Below are 234 nucleotides of genomic sequence, written 5' to 3' on the forward strand. Positions count from 1 at the left end.
ATGACACAGAATATGGAGGGGCATATGCCTGATGCGATAATTGCGACGCTGGCCTGGGTCGGCGCGGTTGGGGCCGTCGCTCTGGCGGGCGTGCTTCTGGCAAAAGGGCGGATCGGCTGGGGCTGGTTCGTCGCCGCCCTGGTGCTGATGGTCGTCTATGACGCCGTGCTGACGCGCGGATACGGCCACATCCCGTTGAGCTTCTGGCCGTCCAAGTGGAACTGGGAAGGCAAG

1 protein-coding gene is annotated in these 234 nt (G+C 63.7%); it reads left to right on the plus strand.

Annotation, left to right across the window (positions count from 1 at the left end; all coding sequences use genetic code 11):
• Positions 1-24 precede the first annotated feature (24 nt).
• The coding region (locus ACM0OY_RS40660) for a hypothetical protein (protein WP_414574341.1) at positions 25-234 on the plus strand (210 nt) is incomplete at its 3' end.

It is taken from the genome of Nostoc sp. CCY 9925 (genome assembly GCF_963920935.1).
Lineage (GTDB): Bacteria > Cyanobacteriota > Cyanobacteriia > Cyanobacteriales > Nostocaceae > Nostoc.